Source organism: Klebsiella sp. GFKo11 (genome assembly GCF_056490265.1).
Map to the genome: position 1 here is coordinate 4,520,833 of NZ_CM151369.1, position 14,825 is coordinate 4,535,657.

At 54.2% G+C, this 14,825-nt stretch carries 13 protein-coding genes; 10 read left to right on the top strand and 3 right to left on the bottom strand.

From position 1 onward, the window contains the following. Positions 1-140 precede the first annotated feature (140 nt). On the bottom strand, positions 141-704 hold the full coding sequence (ahpC, locus tag AC07P6_RS21925; protein WP_052284784.1) for an alkyl hydroperoxide reductase subunit C: 564 nt from the start codon (positions 702-704) through the stop codon (positions 141-143). 406 nt (positions 705-1,110) lie between these two features. Here ahpC and dsbG point away from each other — a divergent pair, with 406 nt between their 5' ends. The 4 genes from dsbG (at position 1,111) to AC07P6_RS21945 (ending at position 4,912) form a co-directional block, all read left to right on the top strand. After that, complete coding sequence (dsbG, locus tag AC07P6_RS21930; RefSeq protein ID WP_434659798.1) at positions 1,111-1,857, top strand: thiol:disulfide interchange protein DsbG; 747 nt, start codon at positions 1,111-1,113, stop codon at positions 1,855-1,857. Between the two features lie 202 nt (positions 1,858-2,059). Continuing rightward, positions 2,060-2,971 carry a DNA-binding transcriptional repressor CitR gene (gene citR / locus AC07P6_RS21935; RefSeq protein ID WP_478314635.1) on the top strand — a complete coding sequence of 304 codons (912 nt, stop codon included), beginning with the start codon at positions 2,060-2,062 and terminating at the stop codon, positions 2,969-2,971. Between the two features lie 103 nt (positions 2,972-3,074). Next, positions 3,075-4,298 carry a phosphoadenosine phosphosulfate reductase gene (locus AC07P6_RS21940; RefSeq protein WP_478314637.1) on the top strand — a complete coding sequence of 408 codons (1,224 nt, stop codon included), beginning with the start codon at positions 3,075-3,077 and terminating at the stop codon, positions 4,296-4,298. Continuing rightward, complete coding sequence (locus AC07P6_RS21945; protein WP_434659800.1) at positions 4,283-4,912, top strand: IbrB-like domain-containing protein; 630 nt, start codon at positions 4,283-4,285, stop codon at positions 4,910-4,912. Before AC07P6_RS21940 ends, AC07P6_RS21945 begins: the two co-directional genes overlap by 16 nt. Here the strand turns inward: AC07P6_RS21945 and AC07P6_RS21950 are convergent, their stop codons facing one another. Continuing rightward, complete coding sequence (locus tag AC07P6_RS21950; protein ID WP_478317057.1) at positions 4,913-6,058, bottom strand: pyridoxal phosphate-dependent aminotransferase; 1,146 nt, start codon at positions 6,056-6,058, stop codon at positions 4,913-4,915. A gap of 188 nt (positions 6,059-6,246) precedes the next feature. Here AC07P6_RS21950 and mtnC point away from each other — a divergent pair, with 188 nt between their 5' ends. Next, entirely contained in the window at positions 6,247-6,936 is a 690-nt protein-coding gene (gene mtnC, locus AC07P6_RS21955) for an acireductone synthase (RefSeq protein ID WP_478314639.1), read from the top strand. Then, positions 6,933-7,475, top strand: coding sequence for a 1,2-dihydroxy-3-keto-5-methylthiopentene dioxygenase (locus AC07P6_RS21960; RefSeq protein WP_434659801.1), 543 nt, complete (start codon positions 6,933-6,935; stop codon positions 7,473-7,475). The genes mtnC and AC07P6_RS21960 overlap by 4 nt, the downstream gene beginning before the upstream one ends. Positions 7,476-7,577: 102 nt before the next feature. Here the strand turns inward: AC07P6_RS21960 and AC07P6_RS21965 are convergent, their stop codons facing one another. Continuing rightward, positions 7,578-9,887 carry a molybdopterin-dependent oxidoreductase gene (locus AC07P6_RS21965; RefSeq protein WP_478314641.1) on the bottom strand — a complete coding sequence of 770 codons (2,310 nt, stop codon included), beginning with the start codon at positions 9,885-9,887 and terminating at the stop codon, positions 7,578-7,580. A 413-nt stretch (positions 9,888-10,300) separates the two neighbouring features. Here AC07P6_RS21965 and AC07P6_RS21970 point away from each other — a divergent pair, with 413 nt between their 5' ends. The 4 genes from AC07P6_RS21970 to AC07P6_RS21985 are packed head-to-tail and all read left to right on the top strand — an operon-like array spanning position 10,301 to position 14,815. Beyond that, the gene (locus tag AC07P6_RS21970) at positions 10,301-11,281 is read left to right on the top strand and encodes a sugar ABC transporter substrate-binding protein (protein ID WP_478314643.1); all 981 of its coding nucleotides are present in this window, start codon (positions 10,301-10,303) and stop codon (positions 11,279-11,281) included. 44 nt (positions 11,282-11,325) lie between these two features. Continuing rightward, positions 11,326-12,831 (top strand): sugar ABC transporter ATP-binding protein, encoded by a 1,506-nt coding sequence (locus tag AC07P6_RS21975; RefSeq protein ID WP_478317059.1) that lies wholly within the window; start codon positions 11,326-11,328, stop codon positions 12,829-12,831. Beyond that, the gene (locus AC07P6_RS21980) at positions 12,828-13,814 is read left to right on the top strand and encodes an ABC transporter permease (protein WP_182236970.1); all 987 of its coding nucleotides are present in this window, start codon (positions 12,828-12,830) and stop codon (positions 13,812-13,814) included. The genes AC07P6_RS21975 and AC07P6_RS21980 overlap by 4 nt, the downstream gene beginning before the upstream one ends. Further along, positions 13,814-14,815 carry an ABC transporter permease gene (locus AC07P6_RS21985; protein ID WP_181483074.1) on the top strand — a complete coding sequence of 334 codons (1,002 nt, stop codon included), beginning with the start codon at positions 13,814-13,816 and terminating at the stop codon, positions 14,813-14,815. Before AC07P6_RS21980 ends, AC07P6_RS21985 begins: the two co-directional genes overlap by 1 nt. Positions 14,816-14,825: the final 10 nt, after the last annotated feature.

Below are 14,825 nucleotides of genomic sequence, written 5' to 3' on the forward strand. Positions count from 1 at the left end.
CCCGCTTGAGGATTAATTCGCCAGTATTTCGCGTGACAGGAAGGCAGCAAGCTTATGAATCCCCGGGAGCTTACATAAGTAAGTGACCGGGGTGATTAAGCGAAGCCAACACACCTGTAGCGCGAAAGACGCTGCGAATTTTAGATCTTACCGACCAGATCTAAAGAAGGAGCTAAAGTCGCTTCACCTTCTTTCCACTTAGCCGGGCAAACTTCACCTGGGTGAGAAGCTACGTACTGAGCAGCTTTGATTTTACGCAGCAGGTCAGACGCATCACGGCCGATACCTTCAGCGGTAACTTCGATTGCCTGGATAATACCCTGCGGGTCGACAACGAAGGTTGCACGATCTGCCAGACCTTCATCTTCACGCATATTCTCGAAGTTACGGGTCAGGGCGCCAGTCGGGTCACCGATCATCGCGTATTTGATTTTCGCGATGGTATCAGAGCTACCATGCCATGCTTTGTGGGTAAAATGAGTGTCAGTAGAAACGGAGTACACATCGACACCCAGCTTCTGCAGCTCTTCGTAATGGTCCGCAACGTCGCCTAATTCAGTCGGGCATACGAAGGTGAAGTCAGCCGGGTAGAAGAAGAAGACGCTCCAGCGGCCTTCGGTATCTTTCTCGGTAACTTCGATGAATTCACCGTTTTTGAACGCCTGGTTTTTAAAAGGTTTGATTTTGGTATTAATTAAGGACATCTATACTTCCTCCGTGTTTTCGTTGAGGTCTAAGTTAACGAATTTTTCCTGACTCGACCAATGCGTTTGCATTATCAAATCAATAAGCGTTATCTAACAACCGGAACAAGACAACTTTGTGAACCTATCAATGCGATCGCAGCCTTACGCCGATTTTCGCATCATATGTTGCTGAAAAGTAAAAAGGCCGCCCAATCAGGCGGCCCCGTTACCTGAAATACCCGTAGGTAGATTCAGCGCCAGGCTGACTGGCTATGTGTTGCGCTCTACACCTTAATGTAACAGCATAGGGATTACATCACCCGCTGGCTTAAAGGGCAATCTACCCAGCTCCAGGTCCTACCTATGGCTGCAATAGGTTTTACCACTATACTTACTCTCCCCATTGATTTAACAAGGAATGATCATGTTAAAACGTCTGTTTTTCCTCAGTCTTTTACCCTTATGCAGCTATGCCGAGGATCTTCCCGCCCCCGTAAAAGCAATTGAAAAACAGGGTATTACCATCATTAAGTCCTTCGAAGCGCCTGGCGGAGTAAAAGGTTGGTTAGGAAAATATCAGGATATGGGCGTCGCCATCTACCTGACGCCTGATGGCAAGCACGCCATTTCAGGCTATATGTATGATGAGAAGGGTACCAACCTCAGCGAACAGTTATTTCAGAAAGAGCTGTATACGCCTGCAGGCCAGGAGATGTGGAAAAAGCTGGAGGGAGCCAGCTGGCTTCTTGACGGCAAAAAAGAGGCTCCCATTGTCCTGTACGTCTTTGCTGACCCGTTCTGTCCCTACTGCAAACAATTCTGGCAACAGGCTCGTCCGTGGGTAGACGCAGGAAAAGTTCAGTTGCGCACCCTCTTAGTCGGTGTCATCAAACCTGAAAGCCCAGCCGCGGCGGCAGCGATTCTTGCCAGCAAAGATCCGGCGAAGACCTGGCATGACTATGAGCAATCCGGCGGTAAAATGCGGCTGGATGTGCCAACGTCCATTCAGCCAGAACAAATGAAGGTACTTAATTTCAACCAGCAATTAATGGATGAACTCGGTGCTAACGTGACTCCGGCCATTTACTATATGAATAAAGAAAATACACTTCAGCAAGCGATCGGACTTCCAGATAAAGAAAAACTACAGATTATGATGGGTGCAAACTAAGCGTTCTTAAACTAACGCATTCTGCCTGGTTTGCCAGTACACAAAAGGATCTGGCGGAATGCGCTTCTGTGGTATATATTTAGATAAACTTAATGCAATACTTAGTTTTAAATAATAAAAAAATGAATAATCACACAGTGAATATCATGCAAGCACATAATACTCCCTTTTTTACTCTCGCCAACTTAACAGGACGTTGATAATGGCTAATCTTTACGATCTCAAAAAATTTGACCTTAACCTATTGGTTATTTTCGAATGCATTTACCAGAATTTAAGTATCAGTAAAGCAGCGGAAACGCTCTTTATTACTCCTTCAGCGGTCAGTCAGTCGCTACAGCGCCTGCGAAATCAACTTAATGACCCGCTGTTTGTCCGCTCTGGTAAAGGGATAACGCCCACGACAGTAGGCGTTAACCTGCATCATCATCTGGAAAAAAATCTTAACCAGCTCGAACAAACCATCAATATCACCAATCGTTCGGAGTTAAGAAAACGCCTTGTTGTTTATGCGCCGCAACTTTTTATTACCCCAAAAACAACAAATTTAATTCATATGTTATTAGATGATTCAAATCTTCATGTTGAACATCACGATCTTCTGGCATCGGGGGAATCCGTCGAGAGCTTGTTATCCTACCGTAAAGCCGATCTGATATTTAGTACCTCGTCGCTATCATCCAGGGCCACGGTGTGCAAACCTGTTCAGGAACTTGAGATTTCGCTTGTTTGCAGCGAGAACCACCCTCGATTAGCGTCGCTAACGACAACTAAAGCCATACTTCAGGAGAGCTTCACGTATTATCTTTCTAATGACCTGGGGGCTAAATCCTTTCAGAGTCAGGCAGCTGGTCTTCTGGCTGATAGAAAAATCTCTTTCAGTAGCGACTCCTATATCGCGATTCTTAATGTTATTCAGCAAACTAATTTAATTGGTTTTGTACCCACCTGCATTCTGGAACATATAAACTTTAATAATAAATTTAAAATTGTAGATGCTCCCTTCAAAATCCCTACAATCATGATTTACATGCTCTACAATCGCGTTAACCTTGATGATCCTAACTTCATGAAATTCATCAATGATTGTGAGAAAAATAATATTTTCGCATGAATAATGATAATATATCACCAGCATGAATAATAACTAATATCTTGATTAAGAAAGAAATATAATGTAACTACACAGTATCTTTGATATCAAAGGAATAATGGCTGTGTCTTTTATAAAACTTCCATTACCAGAATCCGTTCTGCAAGCCAGTCAGCAGCGAATAGAGTGGGTAATGGAAAACTTCTCTCGCATTTGCGTCTCCTTTTCCGGCGGAAAAGACTCCACAACCATGCTGCACCTCACCGCGCAGCATGCTCGTCAAACAGGTAAAAAGATTTGCGTTCTATTTATTGACTGGGAAGCGCAATTTTCCTGTACCATTGCCCACTGCGAAAAGATGCGCGAAGAATATCGCGACGTCATTGAACAATTTTATTGGGTGGCATTACCTTTAACGACCCAAAACTCCCTCACCCAATTTAATCCAGAATGGCAATGCTGGGAACCCGGCGCTGACTGGGTACGCCAGCCTCCAGCAGATGCAATTACCGACCCGGATTATTTCCCGTTTTATCAGGTGGGGATGAGTTTTGAAACGTTCGTCCGCGAATTTGCCGACTGGTTCTCGCAAAACCGGCCGGCCGCGGTCATGGTCGGCATTCGTGCCGATGAATCGCTTAATCGGTTTATCACCATTTCCTCGCAGCGAAAACTGCGCTTTGCTGATGACAAACCCTGGACCACCTCAGCACCCGGTGGTCACGCGTGGTATATCTACCCTATCTACGACTGGAAAACCGCCGATATCTGGACCTGGTTTGGCAAAAGCGGTCTGACCTACAACCCACTCTATAACCTGATGTACCAGGCAGGCGTCCCGTTACGCTATATGCGGATCTGCGAGCCCTTCGGCCCGGAACAGCGTCAGGGGCTTTGGCTTTATCATGTATTAGAACCCGAGCGCTGGGCCGCGATGTGTCAACGCGTCAGCGGCGTGCACTGCGGCGGCGTCTACGCCGGGCACGATAATAAGTTCTACGGGCATCGCAAGATGGATAAACCCGAGCATCATACCTGGAAAAGTTACGCCCTGTTTTTGCTCGACAGCATGCCGGAGAAAACAGCGGAGCATTATCGCAATAAAATTGCCGTCTATCTCCATTGGTATCAAAAACAAGGGATGATGGATATTCCCGACACCCAGGCGGCAGATATCGGCTCCAAAGACATTCCTTCATGGCGGCGCATCTGCAAGGTGCTATTGAACAATGATTACTGGTGCCGCCAGCTCTCTTTTAGCCCAACCAAATCTAATCAATATAAACGCTACCGTGAGCGTATGAATCAAAAGCGTCAGCAATGGGGGATATTATGCAACGACAATTAATTCAAGAACTTGAATGCTATCTTCAGTCATTGAGGGGAGAGGAGGAAAAGATTACAGCACTTAACGCCTTTCGCCAGATTTTACATGAATATAGTCCATTCAAATCACAACCCGTCGATTGCGTATTATGGGTCAAGCAGGAGACCGTTACGCCTAATGATTACAACCCAAACAACCTTGCTCCGCCGGAAAAAAGGCTGCTATTCACTTCCCTGGAAACAGATGGTTTTACTCAGCCCATCGTGGTGCTGAAACAGGGACAGGAACACTACTCGATTGTCGATGGTTTTCATCGCCACGAGCTAGCCAACGGCAAAGCAGCGCTGAAAAAACGACTGAAAGGCTATCTCCCCGTCACCTGCCTGGAAAGCAGTACCGCCAAGCGCGATACCCTGATGGCCGCCACCATTCGCCACAACCGGGCGCGCGGTCGTCATCAGATTCATGCAATGTCGGAGATTGTCCAGGAGCTGGCGCATCTCGGCTGGTCAGACGATAAAATCGGCAAAGAATTAGGAATGGACTCAGATGAAGTATTACGCCTGAAGCAAATCAACGGTCTGGTGGAGATGTTCGGCGACCGTCAATTCTCTCAGGCATGGACCGTTAAATAGCTACAAACGACACAGGCGTTCTGCCGCAGCCAGCAGCGTTGCTGGCTGTTTCGCGAAGCACAGGCGAATCAGCTTATGCGGGAACGGGTCAGCGCAGAATACCGACAGCGGGATCGCCGCCACGCCAATTTCTGTGGTTAGCCAGCGGCAAAAACTCACATCATCCAGATCCGAGATTGCGCTGTAGTCCGCCAGCAGGAAATAAGTCCCTTCACAGGGCAAAATTTCAAGACGGCTAGTACGCAGCGCATCAATAAACAGATCCCGACGCTCGCGGTAAAACTCCGGTAGCTGACGATAGTGCTCCGGTTCGCTGCGCAGCATATCGGCAATCGCCAGCTGAGCAGGCGTATTGACGGCAAACGTCAGATACTGATGCACTTTACGCAGTTCGGCGCTAATGACGGCAGGCGCCACGCAGTAACCCACCTTCCAGCCGGTCATGTGAAAAGTTTTGCCGAATGAAGAAACCGCCACCGCCCGTTCGCGCAGCTGCGGATGCGCCAGCACGCTGGCATGCCCTTCGGCGGCAAAGCAGATATGTTCATAAACTTCATCGCTAATCACATAGATTTCACGATCGGCAATCGCCTGCCACAGAGCGGCAAAATCTTCGCGCTGCCATACCGTCGCCGACGGGTTGTGCGGGGTATTGAGGATCACCAGCCGGGTTTTGTCGCTAAGCGTTTCGGCAAACTGCTGCCAGTCAACGCGAAAATGAGGCGGCTGGAGAGCAATACGCTTGAGCACGCCGCCCGACAGCTCAATCGCCGGGGCATAGCTGTCGTAGCTCGGGTCAAAGCAGATAACTTCGTCACCGGTGCGTACCAGCGCGGTAATCGCCGCATACAGCGCTTCCGTCGCCCCTGCGGTCACGGTCACGTCGCTGTTAGCATCGGGACGGTAACCGTACAACTCTTCGGTTTTGTCGACTATCGCTTCGCGTAGCGCCGCCACGCCGGTCATCGGGGCATACTGGTTAGCTCCCTGCGCAACATGATACGCCAGCCGCTCCTGCAAAAAGCGCGGGCCATCAAAATCCGGAAAGCCCTGCGACAGGTTAATCGCCTGATGCTGCTGAGCCAGGGCGCTCATTTGGGTAAAAATAGTGGTGCCTAATGAAGGGAGTTTACTCTCAGGAATCAGTGGCTTATTGCTCATTCTTTTTGTACCGTCTGTGATGCTGTTGTTGAAGCCACTATAACACGATGCTAATATTTGGCAATCAAGACGCTTAGACGTCTAAATGATAATGTTATTTCGCTTATGATTTAAATGCAGCTATCAACACAACGCCACCGTCAGCACGACCCACCGCTCACTCTGGAGAACTCATGATCCGCGCTATCGTGACCGATATTGAAGGCACCACCAGCGACATTCGCTTCGTCCATAACGTCCTGTTTCCCTACGCCCGCGAACGCCTGGCCGGCTTCGTCACCGCTCAGCAGTTTGTCGAGCCGGTAAAGACCATCCTCGATAACCTGCGCGAAGAGATAGCCGAGCCTGGAGCCAGCACCGCGCTGCTTATCGACACACTATTTGCCTTTATGGATGAAGACCGCAAATCTACCGCCCTGAAGGCGCTACAGGGAATTATCTGGCGCGATGGCTATGTGAACGGCGACTTCACCGGCCACCTTTATCCGGACGTTCTCCCGGCGCTGGAAAAATGGAAGTCTCAATGTATTGATCTCTATGTATATTCCTCAGGCTCCGTTGCCGCGCAGAAATTGTTATTTGGCTACAGCGATGAAGGTGATATTACTCATTTGTTCAACGGCTATTTCGATACCCTGGTAGGCGCTAAGCGTGAAGTGCAGTCCTACCGCAATATTGCTGAACAACTGGGGCACCCTCCTGCCGCGATCCTGTTCCTGTCCGATATCCATCAGGAGCTGGATGCCGCAGAAGAAGCCGGTTTCCGTACCGTACAACTGGTGCGCGGCGACCGCGACCCGGCCAGCCATCATCCGCAAGTTCAGCGTTTTGACGATATTCATCCGGAGCAGATCCCAGCATGAGCGCATTAACCATTTTTTCCGTGAAAGACCCGCAAAACCCGCTCTGGCACAGCACCAACGCCGAAGAGATCCAGCAACAGCTCAACGCCAAAGGCGTACGTTTCGAGCGCTGGCAGGCCGACCGCGATTTAGGCGCGGCACCGACTTCAGAAACGGTCATTGCTGCCTATCAGCATGCAATTGATAAGCTGGTTGCAGAGAAAGGCTACCAGAGCTGGGACGTGATCAGCCTGCGCGCGGATAACCCGCAGAAAGATGCGCTGCGGGAAAAATTCCTCAATGAACATACTCATGGAGAAGACGAAGTGCGCTTCTTCGTCGAAGGCGCCGGTCTGTTTTGCCTGCATATTGGCGACGAGGTGTTTCAGGTCCTGTGCGAAAAGAACGATTTGATTTCCGTCCCTGCGCACACGCCGCACTGGTTTGACATGGGGTCAGAGCCGAACTTCACCGCGATCCGCATTTTCGATAACCCGGAAGGCTGGATTGCCCAGTTTACCGGCGACGATATCGCCAGCGCCTACCCGCGCCTGGCATAACGCCAGAATTTAGTTTCCCGGAGGCGCCTGGCGCGCCTTGTCCGGGCTACCCACCCCGTAGGCCGGGCAAGGCGCCAGCCGCCGCCCGGCAATTCCCGGCACCTAAGCCCGAAGAAACCTCGGTGGATCGAAAGCGGTCACCGGTGGCAGTACATCACGCCACGGTTCAATTTCCACCCAGCAACTTTGGGCGCTACAGCCCTGCCCCAGCCGCGAGCTTCCGCGATCTTCAGTTAACACGTTAGGATTACCGTGTTTATCCAGCGAACCCTTTTCATTTGGGTCCAGCGGATCGTACCAGGCTCCGGTCGACATCTGCACTACGCCTGGCAAAATCTGTTCGCTAAGATGTACCCCGGCCAGAATCGCCCCACGGGCGTTATAAACCTTCACCACGCTGCCTTCGCTAATGTCCCTCGCCTGCGCATCCAGCGGGTGCATCCACAACGGCTCACGCCCCTGAATTTTTGTCGCCCGGCTTACGCTACCGTGATCGTACTGACTATGTAACCGGGTACGCGGCTGGCTGGAGAGCAGATGCAGCGGCCAGCGCGCTGCTTCTTGCCGTTGCCAGGCCGCCTCCTGCTCATCCCACCATGGGTGACCGGGGCATTCACGATAGCCAAATCCGGCGATAGTTTCGGAAAATAGCTCAATCTTGCCGGACGGCGTAGAGAGCGGATAGCGCTGCGGGTCGGCGCGAAAATCGGCCAGAAATACCTGCGGTTTTTCAGGCGTGCTGTATTCCAGTACCCCTTGTTGCCAGAACGCCTCGAACGACGGCAGCTCAACTCCCTCTTCCCGGGCGCGTGGTCGCGACTCTTCATAGATTTGCCGTAGCCACTGCCCGGCATCACGTCCTTCGCTAAAGCGCTCGCCGCAGCTCAGCCTTTCGGCAAGGTCGCAGAAGATGGTGTAATCGTCGCGCGCTTCGCCTACCGGCGGGATCTGCGCGCTCATGGCAATCATAAAGCCGTCGTGGCCGCCGCTGCCGATATCTTCCCGCTCAAGCGAGGTGGTGACCGGCAGAACGATATCGGAGAATTTGGCCTGCGCGGTCCAGTACTGTTCATGTACCACGACGGTTTCCGGCCGCCGCCAGGCTTCACACAGACGGTTAATATCCTGGTGATGATGAAACGCGTTGCCGCCCGCCCAGTAAACCAGGCGAATATCGGGATAGCGCAAATGCTGACCGTCAAACTCATAGGCTTCGCCCGGATGCAGCAGCATATCGGAGAGCCGCGCCACCGGGATCACGCTGTTCACCGCGTTTTTGCCAGCCGGAAGACGTGGGCCGGAAAACGCTTTACGCGCCGCTCCCGCCAGATTGGTACAGGCATAACCAAATCCCAGTCCGCCGCCCGGCGTACCAATTTGCCCCAGCAGCGCGGTGAGCGCTACCGTTGCCCAGTAAGCCTGCTCGCCCTGGCGCGCCCGCTGAATCGACCAGGAAATATTCACCATCGTGCGCTTGTTGGCCATCTCACGCGCCAGCGCAACAATCTGCGGAGCGTCAATGCCGGTTATCGCCGCCGCCCACTCCGGCGTTTTCGCGACGCCGTCACTCTCCCCCATCAGGTAGGCGCGATAAGCGGCAAATCCCACCGTATGGCTGGCGACAAAGCCGCTGTCGTACAGGGATTCGTTAATCAGAACGTAACAGAGCGCCAGCAACAGAGCGGTATCGGTCCCCGGACGAACGGCAAGCCACTCGGCGCTCTCCACGGCGCTCAGGTCATTACGCACCGGGCTGATATTGACGAAGCGCGTTCCCTGCTCCTGCATCTTCTCCAGCCAGTATTTCAGCATATGGTCGTTGGCGCCGCCGCCGTTGACCTGCGAATTACGCAGCGGCAGGCCGCCAATCGCCACAAACAGCTGGCACTCCCGCGCCAGCTCGGAGAAATGGGTGTGCTGACGGTGCAGTGGGCTTAGCGGCCCGAGGATATGCGGCAGAATGCGTTCACCCGCCGCGCTGCTGTAGGTGTTGGTGCTGGCGGTATAGCCGCCGAATGACTTGAGGAAACGGTGCAACTGGCTTTGGGCATGGTGAAAACGCCCGGCGCTGGCCCAGCCGTAGGAACCGCCGAAAATGGCTTCATTGCCGCAGCGCGCTTTGACCGACTTCAGCTCGCGGGCCAGCAGGTCGAGCGCCACCTCCCAACTCACTTCTACAAACGGCTCTTTGCCACGACCCTCTCGCGAAGCCGGGCCATTTTGCAGGTAACCCGCGCGTACCGCCGGGCGACGAATTCGCGTCTTGCTGGTGACCGCATCGGGGAGCGACTGACCGATACTGGAGGGATTTTTATCCCAGGGCACCGGCGTCACCGCATCAATCTTGCCGTCGCGAGCCTGTACTTGCCAGGTTCCCCAGTGCATCACGGTCAGATTATGTTGTTTTCTCATATTGCCTGTTTTCTTCTCACCCGATAAAGGTCGCCATAATAAAGCGCACGAATCTTGGGAATAAAATACGTATCACCATACAATCTGCTATAGAGAAAGGATTCTCCACGCAGAATAGGTCTACGTTATTCCAGGATGCGATATATTACAGCGACAGAATAATTATAATTACGTAGCAATCTTTATTTGAATAAATAAGACTTGCAAGCAAATTAAATCCACAAAATAAAAATGGATAAAATCGCATCATGAAATATTTTCAGGTTGCAGATGACAAATTTACGTTTTCCTCAGGCAAATCTGCGATATAACATTGTTGATATAACTTAGACATATTTTGTATTTGAGGTTGCATGGCTGTTATTGTCATGCTACTGCTCCGCAGCCACCTCCATCACAGGACCATAATAAGAATGTCGCAGAAAATGAAATTATTGCCCATCGCGCTGGGCCTGCTCTCGCTCGCCTCCGTTAACGCCCTGGCGGCCGATGCCTTATCGCTTCAGGGGAAAACTATCGGCGTCGCCGTTGTCGGCACGCAGCACTTCTGGGATCGTGAAGCCTATAAAGGTGCGACCGAAGAGGTAGAGAAACTGGGCGGTAAAGTGATCGGCGTCGACGGTGGCCGTGACAACCAGGTTCATGCCAATAACCACGATATTTTGCTGTCGCGCAAAGTTGATGCGGTAATTAGCATTCTGGGCGATAGCGCCGTTGAGCCTAAATTCAAAGCGCTGCGCGATGCGGGCATTCCGGTATTTACCGTTGACCACGTTTCAAAATACTCCGTCAATAACACCACTTCCGATAACTACACATTAGGCTCGACCATTGGTCGTTATATGGCCGATGAGCTAGGCGGCAAAGGCAACGTTGCAGTATTTAACGCCTTCTCCAGCTCCCTGCGTATTTGCGGCATTCGTTATGACCAGTGGAAATATGTCCTTAAGGATTACCCGGATATTCATATTATTCAACCAGAGCTGGCGGAACAGTTTGCCAACTCTCCGGAAGATGCACGTAAGAAAACCCTCGAACTGCTGAGCCAATATCCAAAAGGTAAGCTCGACGCCATCCATGTTGCCTGCTGGGATCAGCCCGCTATCGGTATTGTCCAGGCGCTGGAAGAGACCGGTCGCGACAAAGACGTTAAAGTCACCGCCATCGATGCGGGCCCGGAAACGCTGGAAATCATGGCCGAGCCGGGCAGCCCGTTCGTTGCCAACGTCGCGCAGCAGCCGCACCTGATCGGCCAGACCTCTGCCGACAACGTCGCCCGCTACTTCGACAAGCAGAAACTGCCGGTACAAACCTTTATCCCGGTGGTCCCGGTGAAAGGCCAGCAGGAAGCGAAAGCGGTCTACAAACAGCTGGGATATGGCGAACTGCAGTGATCACTCAATCTATCGGCGGGGCCAATCCCGCCGCTGGTCTGGCGATGAACCAGATCAGCAAAAGCTTTGCCAACGTGACTGCATTAAATGCGGTCACGCTGCTTCTGAACCCTGGCGAAATTTACGGCCTGATCGGCGAGAACGGCGCGGGAAAATCGACGCTAATTAAAATTCTTGCGGGCGTCTATCAGGCCGATAGCGGCAACGCCACGCTCGACGGCGCACCCCTGCCGCTCGGTAATCCGGCGGCTATTGAAGCGCTGGGCATTCGCGTCATTCACCAGGAGCTCAACCTGATCCCGCACTTTACCGTCACGGAATCGGTGTTCCTCGGCCAGGAGTACCGCACCCGCTGGGGCGCGCTGGACCGACGGCGGATGAATGCCGCGACCGAGGCGTTTTTCCGCGACAGCTGGCAACTGGAAATCAATCCGCGCCGCCTGATCCGCGATCTCAGCCTTGCCGAGCGCAAGCTGGTACAAATCGCCCGAGCGCTGATTGACGGCGCGGCAAAGTTGGTAGTGTTCGACGAACCCACCGCGCCGCTGGAAGCACAGGAAGCCAGCCTGGTCTCCTCAGCCATCTTGCGCCTTCGCGAGCAAGGGATCGCGATTCTTTATATTTCCCACTATCTCAACGAAATCGCCGCCCTTTGCGATCGCGGTACGGTGCTGCGTAACGGCGAGGTTGTCGGCTACCCCGACCGTGAACTCCTGCAAAATACCGATGCGCTAATCAAAATGATGGTCGGGCGCGATATCGAACAGCTCTATACCCCGCGTCAGAGCAGCGCTCTGGCAGTCGATACCGCCGTACCGGTGCTGTCGGTTCGCCACCTTAGCGACGGCCAGCAATTAAACGATATTAGCTTTGATATTCAGCCTGGCGAGATCGTCGGCGTGGCGGGTCTGCTTGGCGCAGGGCGCGACGTGCTGGTCGATCTTCTCTACGGCCTGCGCCGCGCCCGTAGCGGCACGATTAACATCGACGGCGAGCCGAAACGACTGCGCACGCCCTATCAGGCCACCCGCGCCGGGCTGGCGCTGGTCCCGCGCGACCGTCGCCATCAGGGGCTGATTCTCCCCTTCTCTACTGCCGACAATATTAACCTTGCCTCGCTGCCGGATACCGCCACCTTCGGCTGGGAACACCGAGGGCGGGCACTGGAAAAAGCGCACAGCTGGATTGAACAGCTCTCCATCCGCCCCGGTCGCCCGGAGCTGCCGGTGCGCTTCATGAGCGGCGGCAACCAGCAAAAGGCGATTCTCGCCCGCTGGCTGGGCACAGACGCGCGGCTATTTATTCTTGATGAACCCACGCTCGGGGTCGATATCGGCGCGCGCAGCGATATTTATCAGCGCACGCGCGAACTGGCGGATCGCGGTCGCGGCGTGCTGGTTTCTTCCAGCGACGCGCCGGAACTGCTGGGCCTTTGCGACCGCATCCTGGTGATGTGGCGCGGCGAGCTGGTGGCCAATCTTCCGACCCAGGGGCTGACGCTGGACGCCCTGCTGGTGACGATCAACGGTGGACAGGAACAACAGGTATGAGTGCAGGTATCCAGCGCCGCCCCCTTGCGGGCATAACGACGCTAATCGAAAAATTCCCCCTGATTCTCTTTTTCGCGCTGCTGGTCTGGCTCAGCCTCCAGTCGCCGTTTTTTTTAAGCTGGCAAAATATCAGCATGATGCTGGTGCAGAGCGTGCCGCTGGCGATCCTCTGCTTCGGTCTGGTGTGCGTGATTGCCGTCGGCGGCGATGACGTGGTTTCCGGCGGCATCGACCTCTCGCTGCCCGCCATCGCGGTGCTCGGCGTAGCGCTGCTGAGCCTCGGCATGACGGAGTGGAATACCCCTTACCTGCTGCTGTTTTTACTGCTGATTGCCGTCTGTCTGGCCTGCGGTGCGGTCAACGCCACCCTGGTGCTGGCGGCGGGCCTGCCGCCGCTGCTGGCAACCCTGTCAACCTCCGTCGCCTTCACCGGGCTGACTGACCTGCTGACCGGGCAGCGGCGCATCGCGGTAAACGACCCGCTGATGGTGGCCTTTCGCGATAACAACCTGTTCGGCATCCCGTGGCCGCTTATCTACCTGCTGGCGGTCTTCGCGCTGTTTCAGTTTCTGCTCCATCACTCCCGCTTTGGCCAGCATTTACAGGCGGTAGGCGGCAACCGCGATATGGCGCAGATGAGCGGACTCAATGTGCGCCGTTTGACCATCATCGTCTGGCTACTGGCGGGGATCGCCGCCGGTCTGGCGATTTTACCGCTGCTCAGCCAGGGCTCCGGCAGCTCCAGCGGCACGGCAACGCCGTTGTTGTTGGAAACCGTCCTCGCCACCTTTATCGGCGCGGCGTTCTCGCGGCGTCGCGTGGTCACCATCTGGGGCGCGCTGCTCGGCGCGGTGCTGGTCAACGCGCTCTCTAACGGGCTCGGCCTGCTGGGGGTAAACATTTTCTGGATGGGCGCGATTAAAGGCGGCCTGATCCTCGTAGTGCTGGCGGCTTCGGCGGTCAGACATAAAGGAGGCAACTGATGAGCCAGTTGACGCTCAAAACCCCATCAACGGGGCAAACCGCAGCGAATCCGCTGGCGTGGCTGTCGCGGGCAGGATTCGGCGTGATTACTCTGCTGGCGATTGCCCTGTTCGGCTGGGCAAACCCGGTTTTTTTGACCTTCGATAACTGGGCGAACCTGCTGCAGGGCAGCGCGATCCTGCTGATTGTGGCGATGGCGATGACCCTTATCGTCAGCGCCGGGGCGATTGATCTCTCCGTCGGCGTGGCGCTTGATTTTGGCGCGGCTTTTGCGCTGGTGGCGCTGAAAACCTGGCACCTGCCGTGGCAGGCTGCGGTCGGCTGCGCGCTGCTCGGCGGCGTAATTATCGGCCTGCTGAACGCCTTCCTGATCCTTATCTGCCAGATTCGCCCGTTCCTCGCCACCCTCGGCACCTGGTTTATCGCCAGCAGCGCCGAGCGCATCTATACCGACGGCGGCGGCTCTATCTCTTATCGCCGAATGGCACCGGAGTATCACGATCTGGCGGTCGGTAATATCGCCGGTATTCCAACGCCAGTGGTGATTGTTCTGGTGCTGTGGCTGGCGGCCTGGCTGATTACCGAACGTACACTGTTCGGCAAATACGTTCGCGCTATCGGTCAGAACGGCGAAGCGGCGCGTATCGCCGGAATTCGCGACCGCCGTACCATGCTGTGGGTGCTGGTGGCGGCCTCCGCCCTGTGCGCCGTCGGCGGCGTTATTCTTTCCGCCAACTTGCGCCAGTTTACGCCGCTGGCCGGTCAGGCCTATCTGATGGACGCTATCGCCGCGGTATTTATCGGCACCGCCTTTAATCGGCTGGGCCGGGTCAGCATCGCCGGAACCCTCGGCGGTGTGCTGTTCCTCGCGATTATTGATAACGGCCTGAACCTAATGGGGCTTAACTACCTGGTGAAAGATGCGCTGGTTGGCGTAATTCTGGTCGTCGCGCTGGCCCTCTCCTTCTGGCAGGCGCGCCTGCGTCAAACCCATCGTTAAGTGGAGCTCT